The sequence below is a fragment of the Pseudomonas sp. URMO17WK12:I11 genome, from assembly GCF_007677725.1.
In the GTDB taxonomy this organism is placed as follows: domain Bacteria; phylum Pseudomonadota; class Gammaproteobacteria; order Pseudomonadales; family Pseudomonadaceae; genus Aquipseudomonas.
The window spans coordinates 1-20826 of the sequence record NZ_VEDF01000013.1 but is presented as its reverse complement, the minus strand read 5'-3'; the positions used below and the strand labels follow the sequence as shown (position 1 = coordinate 20826).

Sequence of the window (20826 nt, the reverse complement as noted above, 5' to 3'; positions counted from 1 at the left end):
GCACGCAGTTCCTTGTCTGGCATTGGCGGTGCGCACTTACGGCGCCTTGGCGGCGATGGCATCGATCTCCACCAGCGCGCCCGGCAGCGGCAGGGCCACCACCTGGATCGCCGTGCGAGCCGGTGTGCGCGGTTGCTGGGAGGTGGCGAAGAACTCGGTGTAGGCCGCTTGCAGCCCTGCGAAGTCGAGGGCGCCGCCATTGGCTGGGTCGCCCACCAGGAACACCCGAAGCTGGACGATGTCGCCCAGGTCTAGGCCTTGGCCTTGCAGCGCCGTGCGCAGTTTGTTCAGCACCGAGCGGGTCTGGGTTTCGGTATTGCCCAGCGCGGCGATACTGCCCTTGGCCGCCTTGGGGTCGGCAATGTCCGGCAGTGTGCCGCTGACGAATGTCAGCTGACTGCCGGCCGGCACGGTGACCAGTTGCGAGATGGGGAAGTTGGAGCCGGGCGCGGCGACACGCTTGATGCTATCGGCGTGGGCGTTGAGGGTCAGCGACATGAGGGCTCCGGCAAGCAGTAGAAGACGAGGCATGGCGAGGGTTCCTTGGGGGTCAGGCGGCGGCGCCGCGGGTGGTCTGGCTGGCATGGCGGGCGATCAGGCCAACCACCCGGCGCGCGGATTCGGCGGCGCTGTTCTGCCAGATGCCGACGCCGCCATGGGCCAGGGCGTCGCTGGCCAGCCAGGTGCGGCCCTGGGGCTGGTTGAGCAGGTCGTAGCCGGGTTGGGCGACTTCGTCGTGGACGATCCACGGCGCTTCGCTGAACGGGATCTTCGACCAGTTCACCACTACCGGCCGGCCCAGCTTGGCGCTGTGGCCGGGGTGCAGCGATTCCACCGCCTGGCGCGAGGAGGCGATCTGCGCCTGCTGCGACTTGCCGGCGAACTGCTGGGCCACCGCACCCGTGTTGTAGGTGGCGACCAGTACGCCCTGAGCACTGTTGAGGTGGTCGCTGGGGTACCACAGGGTGCGGGCTTCGTGGTTGATGTAGCTGAGCCCGCCGTAGATCTGAAAGTCGGTTTCCCAGAAGCGCGGTGATTGCCAGGCGACCTTGTTGGCCTTGTCGCCTTCGGCACTGGCGATGGCTTGCTTGAAGGCGTTGTCGAAGTTGTTCGGCAGCTTGGCCAGCAGCGGCAGGGGCAGGGTGACGATGGCGTAGTCGGCGTGATGGACATGCTGCTGACCTGTCTTGCGGTCGCGCCACTTCACCTTGGCACCAGCGTCACCGGTCTCCACCGCCAGCACTTCGGCGCCCAGGCGAACGCTGTCATGGACGTGGCGGTAAAACGCATTGGGGATCTGATCCATGCCGCCAACCGGCTGGAACATGGTCGAGGAGAACTCGGGGATCTCGTCGAACACCAACGGCAGCAGCAGGTTGCTGTCGAGCAGCTGGTCCAGGGGCACCGGCTGGCGCTGCACCGGGGTTTGGTTGCCGGCGCCGGCGAAGCGGGTGTAGCCGGCGCGCACCGAGCCGCGGTATTGCTGTTGGCTGTCGAGGTCGCCGTAGACCTTGAGGAATTCGAGCAAGGCCTTGCGCTGGCTGCTGCTGAGCTCGGCATCGAGGCTGTTGCGGCTGACGCTGCGCGCCAGCAATTCGCTGAAGTGCCCGCGGGTGTCGTTGACCGCCTGGCGCAGCAGCAGCGGTGGGCGTGCCAGGTCTGGCTGGGCCAGGGCGTTGCGGCTGCTGTTGACCAGCACCTGCAGCTCCACGCCCAGCTCGCGGCAATAGCCAAGGATAGTCAGGTGATGGCTGGGTAGGCGTGCGGCGCCGGCGTTGAAGAAATGGCCTGGGTCAAACTCGACGGTTTGCGACCTGCCGTCGTTGTGCTCGATGCGGTCGCCCTGGCGCAAGGTCCAGACCCGGCCGCCGACGCGCTCGCGGGCTTCCAGTACGGTGACCGAAAAGCCGGCCTTGCGCAGCTCATAGGCCGATACCAGGCCGGAAATGCCAGCGCCGATAATCACCACGCGCTTGCCGTTGCCGCCGTTTGCTGCCAGTTGCAGGGGTTCGAAGGTGGTGGCCAGGGCATTGTGCCCCAGCGCGCCTAGGGCTGCCGAATAGCCGCCAATGGCGGCGAGTCGGGTAATCAGGTCTCTACGGGACAAACCCATGTCGCATGCTCCGAAAGGTTGGGTTCGGATGTGCGCAACGGGCGGGCGGATCGAGGGAAGGACCCGACGGCGGCTGGCACAAATCCATTTGCCTCCGCCATGTTGGGGGTCGGTTTACAGAACCTAATGGACTTTCACTGGAGTGTGAAAGGCTTTTTGGTTCTAAGTTAATTATGTTTATTATTGATAATTCGTATTTCCTAAATGCTAAAAACTGATGTTATTACAGCCCGCTTGCCCGCATGGCGATGCATCCCGGTGGGCACTGATGCTGCTCCACCTGTCTCCGGTCATGCACCAAGGCGGTTCCTGATGGCTTCACAGGAGGGGCTGGCCCGAAACAGATGTAGGAGCGGATTTATCATTGCCAACCCTGTCCGATCAGGATTCGGTCAGGGCCCATAGGTGCCTGCCGTCAGACAAGGTGAAGGCTGCCAGTGTGCGCCGGTGTTTTTGCAGCGCGCATGAGATCGAGCGCCGCCCGCGCGGCGCATCGCGGACAAATCCGCTCCTACAGTTGGTTTCTCAGTCCCTCCTGTGAAGCCTACAGGGACCGCCTTGTTGGTATGGCGGTCTATTTCGGTGGGCGCTGATGCCGCTCCACCATGGTCTGTCAGGAAGGATTGGCCTGCTAGGCAGAGCGGGTGCTGCGACCGGCTTCTTGACGGGCAACCAGCGCACGAATCCGCGGGATCAGCTCCTGCCCGTACTCTACGGCATCGCGCAACTGCTCGAACCCGCGAAATAGGAAAGTGCTCACGCCCAGTTCGTAGTAGGCCAGCGCGGCCTCGGCCACCTGCTCAGCGGTACCCACCAGCGAGGTGGAGTTGCCGGCGCCTCCGCCCAAAGCCGCGATCTCGGTCCACAGCCGGGTGTCATGCACCTTGCGCTGGCCTGCCAGCTGCACCAGGCGCTCGGAACCGGCGTTGCTCTTGCCGAAGTTCTTCTCGCGGCGGTTGCCTTGGCGGATGCCAATGCGCTGCTGAGCGTCGGCCAGGATGCGCTCGGCCCGCGCCCAGGCTTTATCTTCCGTTGCACCGAGGATCGGCCGTAACGAGAGGCTGAAGCGGATATGATTCTCCCGCCCGTATCGGGCAGCCACCTTGCGTACCTGGGCAATGCGCTCGCGCACTTGCTCCAGCGGCTCACCCCACATCATGTATACGTCGGCGTGTCGGGCCGCGACTTCCACTGCCGCGTCCGATGCACCAGAGAAGTAGACGGGCAGCTTGCCCACGGGTTTGACCAGGGTCAGGTTGTCTTCCACCCGGTAATGCGCCCCGTGGTGGTCGAACGGCGTGGTCTGCGTCCAGGTATTGTGCAGCACCTCCAGGTATTCGTCGGTGCGAGCATAGCGGGCACCCTTGTCGAGGAAGTCGCCGTCGCGCTGTAGGTCGCCGCTGTCGCCGCCGGTGATCACGTTGATCGAGGCCCGCCCACGGCTAAGCTGGTCGAGCGTGGCGAACTGGCGAGCGGCGAAGGTCGGGGCCTGGAAGCCGGGGCGGTGCGCCACCAGCAGGCCGATGCGCTCGGTCACCGCAGCGACGTAACTGGCCAGGATCATCGAGTCCGGTGCACTGGTGTTGACCGCAAGCAGGGCTTTGTCGAAGCCGGCGTATTCCTGGGCCTGGGCGAAGGCCTTGATGAAGTCCAGATCAACCAGCGGGCCCCGGGGCGCCTGGGATTCACTGCTTTCCTGGGGGCCGATGAGGCCAATGAATTCGAGGGTCATGTAGTGGAACTCCTTTTCAAGGGGGCAGCCGTCAGGCGACGGCGGTCTGGCTGCGACGTTGGCTATTGCGGTTGGTCGGTACGCTCAGGCCAAAGCTGTCACGCAACGTGCTGCCGGTGTACTCGCTGCGCACCAGACCGCGCGCCTGCAGCAGGGGTACTACCAGTTCGGTGAAGTACTGCAGGCCATCGGGCAGCAACGCGTTGATGATGAAACCATCGGCGGCGGCGCCCTCGAACCAGGCCTGCAAGGCATCGGCAACTTGCTCTGGGGTACCTGTGAAGTCCCGGCGCGGGCGCGAGAAGCGCAAGGCTGTTTCGCGCAGGCTCAGGCCCTCGTCGCGGGCCAGTCGTTTCAACTGGTCGGCAGTGCCTTTATGGCTGTTGTCGCCGAGTGTGCCCAGATCGGGGAAGGGCGCATCCAGGTCATGCTGGCTGAAGTCGTAGTCGTTGAAAGGTCGGCCCAGGGCAACCAGGGCGTCTTCGATGCTGACCAGGTCTACGGCCTGCTGGTAGCGACGCTCGACCTCGGCTTCATCGCGGCCCACGATCGGGCGGATGCCCGGCAGGATGAACAGTTGCTCCGGGTCGCGGCCATGGCCGGCGGCGCGCTGTTTGAGATCCTGGTAGTAAGCGCGGGCATCATCGAACGACTCGGGGTTGACGAAGATTGCATCGGCGTTCTGCGCGGCGAAATTGCGGCCGTCCTCCGACACTCCGGCCTGGAAGATCAGCGGTTGTCCTTGGGGAGAGCGCTGAATGTTCAGTGGGCCCTTGACCTTGAAGAACTCGCCCTGGTGGCCCAGGGTGTGCAGCTTGGCCGGGTCGAAGAACTCGCCGGTCTGTTTGTTGCGGGTGAAGGCGTCGTCCTCCCACGAGTCCCACAAGCCCTGGACTACCTGGACATGTTCCCGGGCGATGCGGTAGCGCACGGCATGGGGTGGGTGTTCCTCCTTGCCAAAGTTGTCGGCGGTACCCGACAGCCACGATGTGACCACGTTCCAGCCGGCGCGACCGCCGCTGATCAGGTCCAGCGAGGCGAACTGGCGGGCGACCTGGAAGGGCTCGGTGTAGCTGACCGTGACCGTGGCGACCAGGCCGATGTGGGATGTGACAGCTGCCAGCGCCGAGAGGATGGTCAGCGGCTCGAAGCGATTGAGGTAATGGGGGCTGGAGCGGGCGTGGATGTGCAGGCTGTCGGCAATGAAGGCGAAGTCGAACTTCGCAGCCTCCGCCAGTTGCGCCTGTTGCTTGTAGTAGCCGAAATTGACGCTGGCGTCGGCCAGTGCCCTGGGGTGACGCCATTCGCCCCAGCCGTGGCCGACACCATGGATCATTGCACCGAGATGGATCTGTCGTTTGCGCATGTTCATTACCTCTGGCCAGATAGGCCTCAATGTCTGATCCGCGCGGCACGCCCGTGCCGCGTGGCACAACGGTCAAACCGCCACGGGCAGAACGCTGCGCGAATGCCCTGGTATTGCCTCGATCAGCGCTCGGGTGTAGGTGCTGGCCGGTTGGCCGAACACCTGCATCGCCGTGCCTTGCTCGACCACCTGCCCGCGCCGAAGCACCAGCACCTGGTCGGCCATGCTTGCCACCACCGCCAGGTCGTGGGAGACCAGTACGTACGCAATGCCCAAGTCGCGCTGCAGTTCATCCAGCAGGGCGAGGATCTGTGCCTGCACCGATACGTCCAGTGCGCTGACCGGTTCGTCGAGCAGCAAAACCTCTGGCTCCAGGGCCAGAGCCCGGGCAATGGCCACCCGTTGGCGCTGGCCTCCGGACAACTCCCGCGGCAGGCGGTCGAGGAAGTGCACCGGCAGGTGCACCCTGGCGATCAGCTCGCGGGCCTTGCTCTCCAGCGCCCGGCCCTTGAGCAGGCCGAATGACACCAGCGGCTCGACGATGCTGTCGAACACAGTGAAACGCGGGTCGAGTGCGGCAAACGGGTTCTGTTGCACCAGCTGGATGCGCCGACGCAGGGGCCGGAACTGCCGCCAGCTGAACCCGCTGACATCTTCGCCAGCGAACTCGACGTGCCCTTGGCTGGGTTTGTCCAGCCCCAGGGCAATACGCAGCGCTGTGCTTTTGCCTGAGCCAGACTCGCCTACGATGGCCAGGGTCTGGCCGGCGTGCACGTCAAGGTTCAGGTCATGCAGGGCAGTGAAGTCAGCCTGCTGCCCTGGCAGCGCAAAGCGTTTGCCGACGTTGCGCAGGCGCAGCAGCGGCACCTGGCTCGTCAACTCGCCGGGCCTGCGCCGCGGCACGAAGGCCGGCGCCGCATTGAGCAGATCACGGGTATAGGGGTGCTGTGCCCCCCAGAGTATTTGCCTGGGGGATGCATGCTCGATCAGCTCACCCTGCTTCATCACCAGCAGGCGGTCGGCGCGGTCGCATGCCATGCCCAGGTCATGGGTGATGATTAGCAACGAGATGCCACGCTCGGCCACCAGTTGTTGCAGGTGATCGAGAATGCGCCGCTGCACCGTGACATCCAGCGCACTGGTGGGCTCGTCGGCAATGATCAGCCGCGGCTCGCCCGCCAGGGCGATGGCGATCAGCACCCGCTGGCGCATGCCGCCAGACAATTCGTGGGGGTACTGGCGAGCCCGCAGCGCCGGCTCATCCAGGCCAACCTGGGCCAGCAATGCGAGGACTTCGCTGTCCACCTCGGGGTAGCGTCGGCCGCGGGCCAGCACCAGGGCCTCGGCGATCTGGCGGCCAATGCGCAGGGTGGGGTTGAGGCTGACCATCGGGTCCTGCGGCACCAGGCCGACGAAACGCCCGCGCAACTGGCGCCTGATACGCTCGTCGGCCTGGGCCATATCGACGCCGTCGACCCGCAGCTGGCCCTGATCGATGCGGGCATTGCCCGGCAACAGGCCGAGCAGGGCGTTGGCCAGGGTCGACTTGCCCGAACCGGACTCGCCGACGATGGCCAAGGTTTCGCCTTGGGCCAGGTTGAACGACAGCCTCCTTACCGCCTGGGTGCGTTGCCCGGCGAAGGCGTAGCTGACACTCAGGTCGCGTACCTCGATCAAGGGCGACTGGCTCATCGGGCATGCTCCTCGGCGCTGCGCGCCAGGTGGTTGAGGCTGAACACCACGGCCACCACGAACAGCCCCGGCAGCAGGGATACCCAAGGCGCGGTGATGAGGAAGTGGCGGCCGTTGGCGATCAACGTGCCCCATTCCGCTGCTGGCGGAGCCGCGCCGAAGCCTAGAAAGCTGAGCCCGGCGGTGGCCAGGATGGCGGCGCCGAAGTCCAGGGTGGCGAGCACTGCCACCGGGCCCCAGGCGTTGGGCAGCACGTGGCGCAGCAGTGCGCGCGCCCAACTGGCGCCTCCCAGGCGTGCAGCTTCGACGTAGGGCAGGGTCTTGATCCGCAGCACTTCGGCACGGGTGGTGCGAGCGAAGCCCGGGATGATCCCGACGCCCACGGCAACGGCCACAGGCACTGTGCCGAAGCCGATGGCAGTGACAATGGCCAGCGCCAGCAGCAGGCCGGGCAGGGCCAGCAACACGTCAATCAGGCGCATCAGGGCAGCGTCGACGCGCCCACCGGCAAAACCCGCCAGTACACCAAGACCAAGGCCACCGAACAGGGCGATGGCCACCGCCAGCAGCGCGGCCATCACCGACAGGCGTGCGCCGTATACCACCCGGGTATACAGGTCGCGGCCCAGCTCGTCGGTGCCGAACCAGTGCACCATGCCGGGGGCGCTGAGCTTGTCGGCGGGCGACGTGGCATACGGGTCGAAACTGGTCAGCAGTTGGGGTGCAAGCGCGGCGAGCAAAGCAAACAGCACGATCAGCAGCGCCAGGCTGAAGCCGGGCCGGCGCAGCAACGGGATCAAGCTTTGCTGGGCGCGCTGCAAGCGTGTGCGACGCTTCCAGGTGAGCGCAGGGCGTGCCTCGCCCCCGGCAGTCGCGTTGTCGCTCGGGGTCAGGGGGATATCGATGGTCATCTCAGTTCACCTTGGCCGTATGGGTGATGCGCGGGTCGAGGTAGGGGTAGAGCAAGTCGACGATCAGGTTGACCACCACGAACGCAGTGGCCGATACCGCGACGATCGCCAGCACTACCGGGATGTCCTGGCGCAGCACGGCCTCCTGTGCCAGGCGGCCGACACCGTTACGCGAGAAGATGGTCTCCACCAGCACTGCGCCGGACACCGTGTTGCCGACCTGCAGGCCGACCAGGGTCAGCAGCGGCAGGGCGGCGTTGCGCAGGCCGTGACGGGCCTGTACCTGGGCCCTGCTCAGGCCTTTGGCGAAGGCGGTGGCGATGTACGGTTCCTGCCACACCCCCTGGAAGCCGCGTTGCAACACCTGGGCGTAAACGGCGGCGCTGGGTATCGCCAGGGTGATTGCTGGCAGTACCAGGCTGGCAAGGCCCTGGCTACCGGTAGCCGGAAACCAGCCCAGGGCGAAGGCGAACACCTGGATCAGCAGCAGGCCCATCCAGAACACCGGCACCGAAAAGCCCAGCGAGGGCAGGCGGGCGAGTGCCGTTTTCAGCGGCCGCCATTGCAGGTAGGCGGTCAGGTAGGCCAAACCGACCCCGGCCAGTAACGACAGCACGATGGCAGAGCCCGCCAGCGCCAAGGTTTGCGGCAGGCGCTCGGCCAGCAGCGCGGTGACCGGCCGTCCCAATGACAGCGACTGCCCCAGATCGCCGTGCAACGCGCGCCACAGCAGGTTGAAGTACTGCTCGAACAGCCCTTTGTCCAACCCGTAGTAAGCGCGCGCCTTGGCCAGGTCCTCGGACGACAGGCCGTCGGCCTCCATGCCGGAGGCGCTGAGCATGATCGCCAAGGTATCGCCGGGTAGCAGGTAGAGAATGAAATAGGTGATCGTGTAGGCGCCCCACAGCACCAGCAGCGCCTGGCCGATGCGGCCGGTCAGGTAGCGCTTCATGGCTGGCCGACCTGGATGTCGCTGAACAGGGCGATGCCTTCGGCGGTCCAGCGGAAGTCCTTGACGCGCGGCGCAGTGGCGGCCTGCCAGACGCGCTCGTACAGCGGGAACGCTGAGGCTTCGTCGATCAGCAGGTCCTGCAGCTGGCCATAGGCTTGAGCCCGTTGCGGATCGGCGGTGGCGGTGATGCCGTTGTCGAACAGTACCTGAGCCTTGGCCAGTGTGTGGGGCTCGTAGGTGTTGGTGGCCACCGTGGCGCTGTTGGCCGAGCGGGGGTCGAGGATGGTCTGCAGGATGATCGGGTCGGCGCGGGTCATGTAGGTGGACGTCAGGTCATAAGTGCCGGCTGCGTTGCCCGCCACCCATTCGGCACGGGTCAGCACATTCAGCTTGAGATCGATACCGACCTTGCGCAGTTGGTCCTGGACGAGCACGTCTCCGGCGCTTTCGGCCGGCGTAATGTTGTAGCGCAGGGTCAGGCGCTGGCCGTTCTTGTGCCGGTAACCATCCTCGCCCTTGCGCCAGCCGGCGGCGTCAAGCAGTTGCTCGGCGGCTTTGGGGTCATAGGCCAGCTTGCTGGCCTGGGGTTTGAAATACGGTGTGGTAACGTCATACACGCCGCTCACCACCGGGAACGCTGCGTTGTACACCGTGTGCGCGTAGCTGGTGCGATCGATGGCTTTCTGCAGCGCAAGGCGGACCTGGCGGTCGGCCAGCAGACGGTCGTTGCGGGTGTTGGGGTAGAGATTCAGCGCCGGGCCTGGCAGCGAGCGGCTCTGGATGGTCGCGCCCTTGGACTGGAACAGTTTGAGGTCGACTTCCGAGAAAGGGTTGCGTGGCCACAGGATGTCGGCCTTGCCCTGCAGAAACAGGCCATTGCGCACGCTTTCTTCTGGGATGTAGCTGATGTCCACGGCCTCCACGTGTGCAGGGCCCTGGTTGCGCATGTTGGCCGACGGCCAGGCGTAGTCGGAACGCTTGACCAGGCGCGCGCCGACCTCGGGGGTGTAGTGGTCGAGGATGAACGGGCCGGTCCCGATGATGTTGCCCAGCGAACGCTCTTGCGCGGTCAACTGGTAGGAGGCCGGGGCGAGGATCGCCAGGTTGGTGGTGGAAGTAGCCTGCAGGAAGCCTGCATTGGGCCGTGACAGCACCAGCCGCACGGTGAAGTCGTCGATGACCTCGGCGTGGTCGTAGCCGGCGAGGTAAGTGGCACCAAAAGTGGCGGGCAACTGGGTGGCGAAGGCTTTGTTGCTGTCAAATGCAGCTTTCACGGCGTGTGCATCGAAGCGCTCGCCATTGCTGAACGTGACGTCCTGGCGCAGGTGGAAGGTGTAGTTCAGGGCGTCGGCACTGATCTCCCAGCTTTTCGCCAGCCACGGAATGATACGCCCGCTGTCCGGGTCCTGGTCGGTGAGGGATTCAGCGACGTTGCGCAGCAGCACGCGGTGTTCCAGCCAGTAGACCTGGAAGGGGTCGACGCTGACCAGGGTGGTGTTGTCGCCCCAGAACGCAACGCTGAGGGTTTTGCCGGTGGTGCTGTTGTCGGCGGGCGAGCATGCGGTGAGGGCCAGGGCCAGGGAGCCGATGGCGAACAGGCGGTGCAGTGGGGGCATGGGGTGGTCCTTCATGAGAGTGGGTTATGCTGCACCGCGAAGAGGCCGGCACAGCCAACGAACAGCTGTCAGTCCTGATAATCACGGCCCTCACGGTCCAACTGCCGGATCAAGGCATCCCAATGCCGCTGGATGCCTTCCCCTTTGCCATCGGCAAACCGCTTCGATTGCTCATGCACCTTGGCAATCGCCGTTAGCGGCGCATGCAACAGCTGCTCATTACCCCCGGCCTGTGCCGCCACCTGGATGTTGCAGGCCCGCTCCAGCCCATGCAGTTCGCGGAACGCGTGTTCTACGCTGATGCCCCCGGTGAGCAGCCCGTGGTTGCGCAGGATGAGGATGTTGCTGTTACCCAGGTTGGCCACCAGCCGCTGCTGCTCGTCCAGGTCCAGGGCCACGCCCTCGTAATCGTGGTAAACCACCCGGCTGTAGTAGGCCAGGGCGTGCTGGGAAATCGGCAGCAGGCCGTCGCGCTGGGCCGACACCGCCGCACCGTCGCGGGTGTGGGTGTGCAGCACGGCCTTGAGGTCGGGCCTGGCGCGGTGAATGGCGCTGTGGATCACATAGCCGGCCTGGTTGATACCCAGGCCCAGTGGGTCGTCGATGATCGTGCCGTCGACGTCCACCTTGACCAGGTTTGAAGCGCTTATTTCATCGAACAGCAGGCCGAAGGCGTTGATCAGGAAGTGCTCGTCCGGCCCCGGCACGCGGGCGGAAAAATGCGTGTAGATATGGTCGGTCCAGCGGAACAAGGCCGCCAGGCGGTAGGCTGCAGCCAGCTTGACGCGCACCTCCCACTCTTCGGCGCTGACCCGGTCGCGCACATTATCGGAACGGGGGGTGATGGCAGACAGTGAACTCATGGTGTGCTCTCCGGTAATCAGTAGCCGCGTGCGGTGTCGACCAGGTTGGCCAGGGCCGCCTGCTCGCGGTAGCGGTGGAAGTTGGCGATGAAAGCTTCGAGGAAGGCGGGGTAACCCTCCTCTGAAATGGCCGAGGTATGTGGCGACAGGAACACCCGTGGGTGGTGATACAGCGGATGGCCGACGGGAAGCGGCTCAGGGTCGGTGACATCCAGGCTGGCACGGCCGATCAAGCCGCTGTCCAGGGCCTCCAGCAGGGCCTGCTGGTCGAGCAGACCACCCCGGGCGATATTGATCAGATGCAAGCCAGGGCGGGCGTCGCTCAGCACCTGGCGGTCGATCAGGCCGCGAGTGGCGGGGGTGAGCGGGGCGGCCAGCACCAGGTGGTCGCTGCCAGCGAACAGTTGACGCAGGTCGTCGGCACGTTCCACGCCCGGCACTTCGACGATTGGCTGGCCCGGGCGACTCAGCGCCAGCACCCGCATGCCGAGTGCCACGGCCTTGCGCGCCAGGCTCTGGCCAATGTTGCCGAAGCCAAGAATGCCCAGGGTGCGGCCGCGCAGCGGCGCCAGGGGGGTCAGGCGCCAGTCGGCGTCCTTGACCCAAAGCGTTGGTAGTTGCTTTGCAGCGGCGAACACCAAGGCCAGCGCGAACTCGGCCACTTGCTCGGCGTTGGCGCCCTTGCCGCTGGTCACCGGCGCGCCCTTGAAGACCCAGTCGGGGTAGAAGTCGATGCCCGACGATACCAACTGCACCCATTTCAAACCCCAGGGCCAACCTGGCGGCGGGTTGTCGACGCGCTGCCCACGCACATTCACAGGGCGCAGGATGAACACATCGGCGGGCGCTTCGAGGGCCAACTGGCCTGGGGCGATATCGATCACTTCATGATCTGGCAATTGTTCGCGCAGATGCTGGTTGGCCTGGGCGTCGAGCTGGCTGGCGATGATCGAATGGCTCATGGCCGAACCTCCGTCAGTGCGGCGCGGCCGACCTGGCCGAATACCACATCGTCCTGTGGGGTGTGAATGCGGCTGCAGAGAACGTCGCGGTAGTGCCGCTCCAGCGGATTGCGCCTCGAAAGCCCGGGGTTGCCGGCGGCCTCGACGGCCAGTGCCACGGCCTGGATGGCATTGGCGCTGACCAAGTGCTTGAGCTGGCCAGCATGCTGCGCAGCGGTTTGCCCGTTGACGGCGGCATCGAGCAGGCTCTGGTTGGCGAACAGCAGCGTGTCGATGCGACCCAGCACATCCTGGAAGCGCGGCAGGCTGGCCAGCGGGGCCCCCAGGTTGGAGGGCGTGCGATGCTTGAGGAAGCCCGCCAGCCAGTCTCGGGCGGCGCGAGCCACGCCGTCATACACGGCCGGCAGCAACACGGCTATCCACAGCAGGCCCTGACCATCGAATTCCGCTTGCGGGGCACTGGCGGGGCTGACGCTGACGGCGTGGTCGAGCGGGATCAGCACCTCATCGAACTGCACCTCATGGCTGCAGGTGGCACGCATGCCCAGGTGGTCCCAGTCGTCGACGATGGTGATCCCTGGCGTGTCGCGGTGCACCAAAAAGCCGCCCACCAGGGGGTCGGCATCGTCGCTGCGCCCCCAGACCAGGTACCAGGTCAGGCCGTGGCTACCGGTGGAATAGATCTTGCGCCCGTTCAGGCGCCAGCCTTCGGCGGTGCGCCGGGCGACGGTGGCGGGCAAGCCGCCGCGGGCAGGTGTGCCAAGTTCGGGTTCAACGCGCAGTGCGTTGATCAGCGCGCCATCTTGCACGGCATCGCGGGCTATGCGATGGCGCAGGTGCTCCGGCCAGCGCGCTTCGTCCTGCAGGCGGAAATGCTGCAAGTACTGCATCACCAGGATCAACGCGGTGGCCGGGTCGCCTTTACCGACCGCGCCGATCACTCGGCGAGCGCTGGCAAGGTCAGCGCCGCTGCCGCCGAGACTGCGGGGTACGGTGAGGGCTAGCAGGCCGTGACGTTGCAGCAGGTCGAAGTTGTCCCGGGGGAACTGGCCGCTGCGATCATAGCGCTCGGCATTGGCTGCGAGCGCATGCGTCAGCTCGGCGAGGGCGTTGTCGGAGGGGTGACTCATGGGGTTTCATCCCTGAATGACGGTGAATTGCTTAAGACCGTATTCGTATGGATGAACGCTGTAAAAGTCTTTTTAGTTCTATGCTAATTATTTGCTTTAAGAATTTAGCCTTTACTATGTTATGCGCAAATTGCATTTAGTAGCGCCGGCCAACGCCAGTCCCGGCGACCTCAGCTCAGCAACCTACGCCCGGCGACTTCACCAAAGAGTTCCACGGGCTCCTGCAAATTGCCCAGGTAGCGCGGATGGAACAGCCACAGATCCACCTGCGGCTTGAAATCGCTGACGTTGAGCACGTCCAGTGCATCGCGATGCCGGCTGGCTAGCAGCAGGGGTTGCGGAACCAACCCCAGGCCCTGGCCGTTGGCGACCAGCCCCAGTTGCAGCTCGGTGCCGAAGGTCTCCAGGTTGATTGACAGGCTTAACCCTTGTTCGCTCAGTGCACGCTGCAGTCCTGCGCGGAAACCGCAGCCGTCAGGGTTGAGCACCCAGCCACGGGTATAGCAGTCCTTGAGTTTGTAGCTACGCTTGCCCGCGCTGCCCTTGGCCGCCACCACCTTCAGCGGCATGCGCGCGATGGACTGACTGGCGATACCCTCGGGGAAGATTTTGCCTGGCGGGAACAATGCGGCAGCAGCGTCCAGTTCGCCGTTCTCCATGCGCGCGATCAAGCTGCTGCCCCAACCGCTGCTGACCTGGGTACGCAGCTGTGGGTAGGCTTCGCGGATCTGCGCCAGGGCGTCAAGCAGCACCACATCACCCAAGGTCTGAGGTACGCCCAGGCGCAGTGTGCCCGACGGGGCGCCATCGTTGGCCACCAGTTCGCGCAGTGAGTCGATCTCGCGCAGGATCGCCTTGCACTGTTCGTATACCCGCAGCCCCATGGGCGTGGGCTTGAGGGGCTTGGTGTTGCGGTCGAGCAGGGTGGCGCCGAGGTCTTCCTCGAAGTTCTGCACCCGGCGGGTAATAGCCGGTTGCGTCAGTTGCAAGGCCTCGGCGGCAAGGTTGGTCGACTGGCAACGGATGACCGCGACGAAGGCGTCCATATCATCGATTTTCATAATCGGCGCTCACAAGATCGAACGGGAAAAATAAGGCATTAGCATAATCGCAATGGCGGGTAATGCCATCTGCATGGCTTTATTTGATTAAATCGCATATTAGTTTATTCCTAAAATGAATTTAGTTTATTTGATGGTTGTCGCTAGAGTCGCCTGAACGGGCCGCATGACGCTGCCCGCCCAGGCAGCGAGGAGCGCCATGTCCATTCGAACGAAACTACTGACCCTTGCCGCGGCCCTGGTACTGATTGGCCAGGCAGGCGCCGCAGAGCGCCTGACCCTGCGCATCGGTGACCAGAAGGGCAACATGCGGGCTCAGCTGGAGGCTGCCGACGCCTTGCGCGATTTGCCCTATGACATCCATTGGGCCGAATTCCCGGCTGCCGCGCCGCTGGCCGAGGCGCTCAATGCCGGGGCGATCGATGCCGGTATCATTGGTGATGCGCCGCTGTTGTTCGTGCTGGCTTCGGGGGCGCCGGTCAAAGCCGTCGCCGTGGATAAGTCAGACCCTTACGGGACAGCGCTGCTGGTTCGGCCTGATGCGCCGCTGCAAGGTGCAGCAGAGCTCAAGGGCAAGCGCATTGCTACCGGCCGAGGTTCGATTGGGCATCATTTGGCGCTAAAGGCACTGGAGCAGGTCGGGCTTGGCGAGAAGGACGTGGAGTTCCGTTTTCTGGGGCCGGTAGACGCCAAGATCGCCCTGGCCAACGGCTCGGTGGACGCCTGGGCGACTTGGGAGCCTTACACCGCGTTGGCTGAACTGAGTGGGCAAGGCCGTGTGCTGGTCAACGGTCGCGGTCTGTCCAGTGGTAACAGCTTCCTTGCAGCCACCGACAAGGCGCTGGACGAGCCTGCGCGGCGTGCGGCACTGCAAGACTACCTGAACCGCCTTGCCCAGGCGCAGGTGTGGGCCAACCAGCATCTGGACACTTACTCGAAAACCTTGGCCGCAATCATTGGCTTCCCAGAGGACGCCGCCCGTCTGCAGTTCGAGCGACGCCATCTGCGCTGGCAAGTGATCGACCCCCAGACCGTGGCGGCACAGCAGGACACCGCCGATTTTTATCATGCCCACGGCCTGATGAACCAACGTTTCGATGTGGCACCGACCTTCGCCAGCGGCTTCACCCTTCCCGATACCGCCAAACTCGCCGCGCAACCCTGATCTGGAGATACCTTCATGCAATTGAAAGCCTTGCGCCAGCTTGGTCTGGCCCTGCTGGCCAGCGCCTTGCTGCCAAACCTGGCCAGCGCCGAGCAGACCCTGCGCATCGGTTACCAGAAGTCCTCGACCCTGCTCACCTTGCTCAAGGCCCGTGGCAGCCTTGAACAGCGCCTGCAGGCCGAAGGCATCCGCGTCAGCTGGCATGAGTTCCCCAGCGGGCTGCCACTGCTGGAGGCACTGAACCTGGGCAATGTCGACCTGTCGGCGGATGTCGCCGACACCGTGCCGGTGTTTACCCAGGCGGCGGGTGCGAAGCTGACCTATTTCGCCCGCGAAACACCCTCGCCAACGGCCCAGGCAATTCTGGTGCCGGCGGACTCGCCGCTCAAGACCCTGGCCGACCTCAAAGGCAAGCGCGTGGCAGTAACCAAAGCGGCCGGCAGCCACTACCTGCTGATCCAGGCCCTGGCCAAGGCCGGGCTTACTTTCAAGGACATCACCCCGGCCTACCTGATTCCCGCCGACGGCAGAGCCGCCTTCGAGAACCACAAGGTCGATGCCTGGGTGACCTGGGACCCTTACGTGGCCAGCGCCCAGCGCCAGCAGAACGCACGCATCCTGGCCGATGGCAGCGAACTGGCCAGCTACCAGCGCTATTATCTGGCCGGTAGTGACTATGCCAAGGCCCATCCCGAGGTGCTGCAGCAGGTGTACCTTGCCTTGCGCGAGGCCGGGGCCTGGACCAAGGCAAACCCGGGTGAGGCCGCGCGTATCCTGGGCCCGTTGTGGGGCAACCTGGACAGCGCTACGGTGCAGCAGGCCAACGCACGGCGCAGTTATGACGTGCAGCCGGTGAAGCTGGAGAACCTGGCCGAACAGCAACGCATCGCCGACGCGTTCTATCGCGAGGGGCTGCTGCCAAAGGCAGTGGATGCCAAGTCGGCAAGCCTTTATGAGCCGGTGCAGAACTAACCGTTGCAAACGGGCAGCCTGCTGACTGAGATTTTACTGGTAAGAAGGCGCCCCATTTTCGAGCGTCTGGCTTGCCGTCAGCGGGGTGACTGTGAGCCAGACGTGCTGTGCAGTAACGGGGTGTTGCGAATATCCGCGAGCATGGCAGCGCCGCAGAGCTGCCTGACGATGCGCAGTTCCTGTTCGAGTGGTTCGAGTACCGCTTGCACGCCTTGCCAGCCGTTGAGCGCCAGGCCGTAGAGGACCGGGCGCCCTCTGGCAACCAGGTCGGCGCCAGCCGCAATGGCTTTGAACACGTCCAGGCCACGTCGGATGCCACTGTCGAAAAGGAGGGGCACCTGGCCCCGGACTTCATCCGCGACCCGTTGCAACGAGTCGAACGCTGCTGGCGAGCCATCGAGTTGGCGGCCGCCATGGTTGGAGACGTGTATGGCATCGACGCCGTGCTGGAGTACTGCGCGAGCATCAGCCGTGGTGGTCACGCCTTTGACTATCAAAGGCAAACCGGCACTGTGCGTGCGGACGAATTCCAGGCTGTCGAGGCCAATGTCACTCCATCACCCGCACCTCGGGCGATGGAGTCGAATGCTGGGCGCGCGATGAGGCCCTCGGCAAGGTCTTCCAGTTCCATCAGGTTGAAGAATTTCGCAGACGGCTATCGCATCTGGCCTCCGGCGAAGAGCGTGGTTGTCGCGCAAGGCTTGCAAGCCAGGCGCGCACGATACGTTTGGCAACCTGGGCATGGGGTCAGAAGTCGTAGGCGATCTTGCTGTACCAGAACCCGCCGCCCGGATGGAAAGGCGGGGATCCATAGTTGTACTTGTAGGCCGCTTGGGTGATGCCATTGTTGTCAGGGCGCACGTTGAAGATGTTGGTGCCGCCGATGCTGAGGGTCAGGCTGTCGAACAGCAGGTAGGACAGGTCGAGGTCGGTGATCCATTTGGCACCGAAGCTGCGGTCTTGTGCAGGGTTCTGCTGCCAGGTCTCGACCTTGCTGTAGCGGGTGGTCTGCAAGTTGGTGGCGAAGTTGCCAAGCGTCCAGTTGGCGCCCAGTATCCATTTGCTGCGCGGGGAGGCCGCTACCAGCAAACCCTCCGCGGCGTGACCCACGACGCTGACGCCCGCATTCTGCAGCGCGGCCGGCGTGCTGCGGCTACTTTCGACGGTCGTCTTGTTGTAGTTGAAGGCCGCACTCCAGCGCACATCGCCCCAGGCGCCGAATTGGCTGCTGTGATCGGCCACCAGGTCGATGCCGCGAGTACGGGTATCGAAGGCGTTGGTGTAGTAGCTGACCCAGGTATTGCGTGCCACGCCGACGGATCCGAGGATGTCGCCAACGGCGCCGTTGCCATTGCTGCGGTCATACAGGTTCTCGCTGAGCAGGATGCGGTCGTCGATGTCGATGACATAGGCATCAGCAGTGAAGCTAGTCCGCGGCGCTGGCTGCCAGGTGATACCCAGGCCCGCGTTGCGTGACTTCTCCGGTTTCAGGTCTGTGGCGCCCAGCGCCTGGGCCACGGGGCTGTCGGGCGTCGCGGTATAGCGCAGTGCAGGCACTGCGTTGCCATTGGCATCCGCTGCCGTGCGGTTATCGGTGACGGTGTAGCCGAGCTGGGTCAGGGAAGGCGCCCGGAAGCCCGAGCCCAAGGTACCCCGGACGGCAACCTGGTCTGTGAGTTCGTAGCGGGAATTGAGCTTGAAGCTGTAGGTGTTTTCCTTGATGTCGTCATAGTGTTCGGCACGCCCGGCGATGCCGACATACCATTTCGGCGTGAGGTCAAAGCCAAGGTCCAGATAGGCCGCGTAGTTGTTGCGCTTCAGATCCGCTTCGTCTTGAGGGCGGATTGCAAGTACGCCTTGAGCGCCTGTCGACGGTTGCGTGCCGTTAGCGACATACAGCGGGCTCCCGACCGGGAAGGTGTACGGCCCGACACTGTAGGCACGTGAGTCATTGCCGGCAAATGTGCGAAAACGCTCCCAGCGGTGTTCCAGGCCCGCGGACACTTGGGTGGGTACGGAAACACCGAAAAGCCCATCGAAGTGGCGTGTGATATCCAGGTTGTTGACCCACTGCTCGAACTGCAATGTGGCCAGGTCATCCCACTTGGTGGGTGACTCGGGGCCATAGGTCGGGTTGGCCGTCAGGTCGCTGGCATGCTCGATATTGTCGCGGCCATAGGTGGTGGACAGATCCCAGTCCCAACTGGCCGCGCTGCCTTTACCGCCGAACAGAAACTGGTAGTCGGTGTCCTTGAGGTTGTTCAAAGGGTAGTAGCCATCCGGGAACAGGGCCGGAATCGACGCAGCGCCGTTGGCCGCTCGCAGCTGATTGTTCGCTTCGGTCTTGCGCTCGCCATAGGTGGCATAGGAGTAAAGCTTGAGGTCGTCGGATAACGGCAACTCGGCATTGTAGGCCAGGTTGAAAGCCTTCAGATCAGGGTCGCCGTTCTTGGTGCTCACGTGATCCCAGGCGGCCTGGCGATCATCCTCGAAAAAAGCACGGACGCTGTCCGGCGACTTCCCGACCCAGGTGGCGGTACCGCGTTTGCGGGCATCCGCAGACAGGTGCAGGAAGCCCCCGTCGGCCAGCGCGAAGCCATGGTCAGCAGCGCTCTTGATGGTTTCGCCCTGGCCCGAGAACAATTGACCGTAGCTGGCCTCGGCATGACCGCCCGAAGCACTGCTCTTGAGGATGATGTTGATTACCCCCGCTACCGCGTCCGAGCCGTATTGGGCAGCGGCGCTGTCCTTGAGCACCTCGATATGGTCCACGGCACTGATCGGGATCATGTCGATGTCGACAGCGTTGGCACCACTGGTGTCGGTACTGCCATTGGCAGGGGCAGCGCCGTTATGACGGCGTTTGCCGTTGACCAGTACCAGCGTGTAGGCCGGCCCAAGGCCGCGATTGCTGAGCGGCCGCACTTGTGAGTTGACTCCGGCGATGTTGGTGCCGAAGTTGAACGATGGCAGCAGTTTGGATATGGCCTCCGACAGTTCAGCCCGGCCGGTTTTGAGCAGTTGTTCGCTGTTGATGATGTCAATGGGTGTCGGGCTGTCGGCGACAGTACGTTGCTGTCCACGCAGGCCGGTGGAAATTACGGAGACGGTATCGAGTCGAGTCTCTTCCTGATCGGCTGCCAGCGCTGAGAGTTGCGGCAGCGTCAGGCAGGCGACGAGTGCTGTCAGCCCTGATCGCAATGGAAAGGGCGGGCGTTGGTTCATGGTCAACTTTCCTTGTGTTGGCAAGCGGCAATCAGGAGCCGCGTCTTGTTAAGCCAGCACTGGCCCGTTGTACGGGTACAGGGTCCGTTCCCCGCCGTCGGGGGCAGGGTGAAGCGCACGGGTGGGTGGGAACGTGAGGGCGTTGGCATGGAGCGTCGGTCTCTCATCACTGGCATAAGGTGAGCGATCGGTGCCGATCGCCTTGGCGCCCCAGCGTGATGAGGTGGCCGGGTAAGACCGTATTCTTATATTTTTTTCGTGTAAAAGGCTTTTTGGATCTAAGCTAATTATGATATTTGCTGATCTATTAGATCCTACTGTATGCATTGACCGCATTTTACATCGGACGGCGCGCTATCAGCCAAGCTGGTGATGTGCACTAGGTTTTACGCGTGCTGGTGAGATCTTTTATACCGAGCCCAACGTAGTCGCGGTTGAGAAAAACGATCGCCAGTAGAGTGAAAAGGTCGCCAAGGTCTAAGCACCGTTGCTTCAGCCAGCGGATGGCGCAGGCGAGGGTAGAGAGGGCTCTCAAACCAGACCGATGAAGGTTGCCCTGGGCTTGCCCTTGGGGAGCCAGCGTCGTCGGCTTTGAAGCTTGAAAACCTCACCTTAAGGGCCGATGTTGCTCCTAACGCACGCGGTGGAACGTCTGAGTAGATAGCCACGGCTGCGAGGAGGAGCCATGGCTGCCACTGGTATCGTTCTGGGTCAATTAAGTGGCTGTTGACATCAGATCAGCCAGCTGTGGCGGTGTGAAAGTCATCCTGTCTGTCGCCGACCCTTGGAATCTTTAAGCGTAGGGTGCTGAAGCTGATCAGTTCCGAGTGCGACAGTCGACGTGGAACCATCCGCCAGCTGCTTTCTGACTATCGGACGCCAATTGCCATTTCTTCGAAGGGGGTGTGGTCAATTCAGGCACAGTCTGATCATCGGGGGCTGATGAAACCGAAGAGGTAGTAAGGTAATACGCTATTTAACATAATATGCATTATGCGTACCCCTGGATTTCGTTCCAGGGCGGTGGTAGCCTACTTTTCAGCACCAAAACGTCTAACTACGCTAA

Annotated in this window: 16 protein-coding genes; 2 read left to right on the top strand and 14 right to left on the bottom strand. The window is 63.8% G+C overall.

Going from position 1 to position 20826, the window contains the following annotated elements:
- Positions 1–36: 36 nt before the first annotated feature.
- From FS665_RS20320 to FS665_RS20265, 12 genes are all read right to left on the bottom strand, one after another.
- Complete coding sequence (locus tag FS665_RS20320) at positions 37–531, bottom strand: RidA family protein (protein ID WP_178108381.1); 495 nt, start codon at positions 529–531, stop codon at positions 37–39.
- Positions 532–550: 19 nt separating this feature from the next.
- A complete protein-coding gene (locus tag FS665_RS20315; RefSeq protein ID WP_145192667.1) occupies positions 551–2113 on the bottom strand; it encodes an NAD(P)/FAD-dependent oxidoreductase in 1563 nt (520 codons plus the stop codon).
- A 631-nt stretch (positions 2114–2744) separates the two neighbouring features.
- Positions 2745–3845 (bottom strand): LLM class flavin-dependent oxidoreductase, encoded by a 1101-nt coding sequence (locus FS665_RS20310; RefSeq protein ID WP_145192665.1) that lies wholly within the window; start codon positions 3843–3845, stop codon positions 2745–2747.
- Positions 3846–3876: 31 nt separating this feature from the next.
- The gene (locus FS665_RS20305; protein ID WP_145192662.1) at positions 3877–5211 is read right to left on the bottom strand and encodes an LLM class flavin-dependent oxidoreductase; all 1335 of its coding nucleotides are present in this window, start codon (positions 5209–5211) and stop codon (positions 3877–3879) included.
- A gap of 72 nt (positions 5212–5283) precedes the next feature.
- Complete coding sequence (locus tag FS665_RS20300) at positions 5284–6903, bottom strand: ABC transporter ATP-binding protein (RefSeq protein ID WP_145192659.1); 1620 nt, start codon at positions 6901–6903, stop codon at positions 5284–5286.
- A complete protein-coding gene (locus tag FS665_RS20295; RefSeq protein WP_178108380.1) occupies positions 6900–7814 on the bottom strand; it encodes an ABC transporter permease in 915 nt (304 codons plus the stop codon). Before FS665_RS20295 ends, FS665_RS20300 begins: the two co-directional genes overlap by 4 nt.
- Position 7815: 1 nt before the next feature.
- On the bottom strand, positions 7816–8766 hold the full coding sequence (locus FS665_RS20290; protein ID WP_145192656.1) for an ABC transporter permease: 951 nt from the start codon (positions 8764–8766) through the stop codon (positions 7816–7818).
- Positions 8763–10382 (bottom strand): ABC transporter substrate-binding protein, encoded by a 1620-nt coding sequence (locus FS665_RS20285; RefSeq protein WP_145192653.1) that lies wholly within the window; start codon positions 10380–10382, stop codon positions 8763–8765. The genes FS665_RS20290 and FS665_RS20285 overlap by 4 nt, the downstream gene beginning before the upstream one ends.
- A 68-nt stretch (positions 10383–10450) precedes the next feature.
- A complete protein-coding gene (locus tag FS665_RS20280; protein ID WP_145192650.1) occupies positions 10451–11245 on the bottom strand; it encodes a class II aldolase/adducin family protein in 795 nt (264 codons plus the stop codon).
- A gap of 17 nt (positions 11246–11262) precedes the next feature.
- The gene (locus FS665_RS20275; protein WP_145192647.1) at positions 11263–12207 is read right to left on the bottom strand and encodes a D-isomer specific 2-hydroxyacid dehydrogenase family protein; all 945 of its coding nucleotides are present in this window, start codon (positions 12205–12207) and stop codon (positions 11263–11265) included.
- The gene (locus FS665_RS20270; RefSeq protein WP_145192644.1) at positions 12204–13337 is read right to left on the bottom strand and encodes an acyl-CoA dehydrogenase family protein; all 1134 of its coding nucleotides are present in this window, start codon (positions 13335–13337) and stop codon (positions 12204–12206) included. The genes FS665_RS20275 and FS665_RS20270 overlap by 4 nt, the downstream gene beginning before the upstream one ends.
- A gap of 170 nt (positions 13338–13507) precedes the next feature.
- Positions 13508–14398, bottom strand: coding sequence for a LysR family transcriptional regulator (locus tag FS665_RS20265; protein ID WP_145192641.1), 891 nt, complete (start codon positions 14396–14398; stop codon positions 13508–13510).
- A gap of 199 nt (positions 14399–14597) precedes the next feature.
- Here FS665_RS20265 and FS665_RS20260 point away from each other — a divergent pair, with 199 nt between their 5' ends.
- Positions 14598–15563: an ABC transporter substrate-binding protein gene (locus tag FS665_RS20260; protein WP_145192637.1), complete on the top strand. Its 966-nt coding sequence runs from the start codon at positions 14598–14600 to the stop codon at positions 15561–15563.
- Between the two features lie 15 nt (positions 15564–15578).
- Positions 15579–16535, top strand: a complete 957-nt coding sequence (locus FS665_RS20255; RefSeq protein WP_145192632.1) for an aliphatic sulfonate ABC transporter substrate-binding protein — start codon at positions 15579–15581, stop codon at positions 16533–16535.
- Positions 16536–16612: 77 nt separating this feature from the next.
- Here the strand turns inward: FS665_RS20255 and FS665_RS20250 are convergent, their stop codons facing one another.
- Both FS665_RS20250 and FS665_RS20245 read right to left on the bottom strand, forming a co-directional pair.
- Positions 16613–17068 (bottom strand): alpha-hydroxy-acid oxidizing protein, encoded by a 456-nt coding sequence (locus FS665_RS20250; RefSeq protein ID WP_256675119.1) that lies wholly within the window; start codon positions 17066–17068, stop codon positions 16613–16615.
- Positions 17069–17282: 214 nt separating this feature from the next.
- Positions 17283–19760, bottom strand: coding sequence for a TonB-dependent siderophore receptor (locus FS665_RS20245; protein ID WP_145192626.1), 2478 nt, complete (start codon positions 19758–19760; stop codon positions 17283–17285).
- Between the last annotated feature and the right edge of the window lie 1066 nt (positions 19761–20826).